The sequence below is a fragment of the Mycobacterium sp. ST-F2 genome (assembly GCF_001905655.1).
Lineage (GTDB): Bacteria > Actinomycetota > Actinomycetes > Mycobacteriales > Mycobacteriaceae > Mycobacterium.
The window spans coordinates 1-1,265 of sequence record NZ_JMHT01000078.1 but is presented as its reverse complement, the minus strand read 5'-3'; the positions used below and the strand labels follow the sequence as shown (position 1 = coordinate 1,265).

Sequence of the window (1,265 nt, the reverse complement as noted above, 5' to 3'; positions counted from 1 at the left end):
GGGTCTGCTGCACGAATAGGTGACATCTGAGTTGGCTTGCCCAGCATGGGCGGGCTGGAAGGATGTCCCCATGGCAAGGCCCTACCCCCGCGAGTTCCGCGACGACGTCGTCCGGGTCGCTCGCAACCGCGATGACGGTGTAACGATCGAGCAGATCGCCACCGATTTCGGAGTGCACCCGATGACGCTGCAGAAATGGCTCCGTCAGGCCGACATCGACGAAGGCACCAAGCCCGGCAAGAGCGCCAGCGAGTCCGGTGAGCTGCGCGAAGCCCGACGGCGGATCAAACTGCTAGAGCAAGAGAACGAGGTGCTGCGTCGGGCCGCAGCGTATTTATCGCAGGCCAATCTGCCGGGAAAAGGGTCTACCCGCTCGTGAAAGAGCTCGCCGCCGACGGGATCCCCGTCGCGGTGACGTGCCGGGTACTCAAGCTCTCCCGCCAACCGTATTACCGCTGGCTGGCCGACCCCATCACCGAGGCCGAACTCATCGAGGCCTACCGCGCCAATGCGCTGTTCGACGCGCACGCAGACGATCCGGAGTTCGGCTACCGCTACCTCGTGGAGGAGGCGCGCGATGCCGGCGAGCCGATGGCCGAGCGCACCGCATGGCGGATCTGCTCGCAGAATCGACTGTGGAGCGTGTTTGGTAAGAAACGCGGCAAGAACGGCAAAGTCGGGCCGCCGGTGCACGACGATCTTGTCGAGCGTGACTTCACCGCTGAAGGGCCAAATCAGTTGTGGCTCAGTGACATCACTGAGCACCGCACCGGTGAGGGCAAGCTCTACCTCTGTGCGATTAAGGACGTGTTCTCCAACCGGATCGTCGGCTACAGCATCGACTCCCGAATGAAGTCACAACTGGCCATCCGGGCACTACACAGCGCGGTAGCCCGACGCGGAGATGTCGCGGGGTGCATTCTGCACTCGGATCGCGGATCTCAGTTCCGGTCAAGGAAATTCGTACACGCCTTGAATCAACACGAGATGGTCGGCTCTATGGGCCGTGTCGGAGCCGCCGGCGACAACGCCGCCATGGAGAGCTTCTTTAGCCTGCTGCAGAAGAACGTGCTCGACCGCCGCCGCTGGGACACCCGAGAACAACTCCGCATCGCGATCGTCACCTGGATCGAGCGCACCTACCACCGGCGCCGCCGCCAGTCCGGCCTCGGGCGGTTGACCCCGATCGAATTCGAAGCAATCATGACCACACCGGCCAGTCAGGCCGCGTGACCGAAACTGTCACCTGATCGTGCAGCAGACCC

1 protein-coding gene is annotated in these 1,265 nt (G+C 63.3%); it reads left to right on the top strand.

Translation table 11 applies throughout. The features are described from left to right. The first annotated feature begins 70 nt into the window (after window positions 1–70). A protein-coding gene (locus EB75_RS25700) for an IS3 family transposase (protein WP_099156389.1) occupies window positions 71–1,233 on the top strand; the annotation gives its coding sequence in 2 pieces (ribosomal slippage) (window positions 71–355 and window positions 358–1,233; 1,161 coding nt in all). Window positions 1,234–1,265 lie beyond the last annotated feature (32 nt).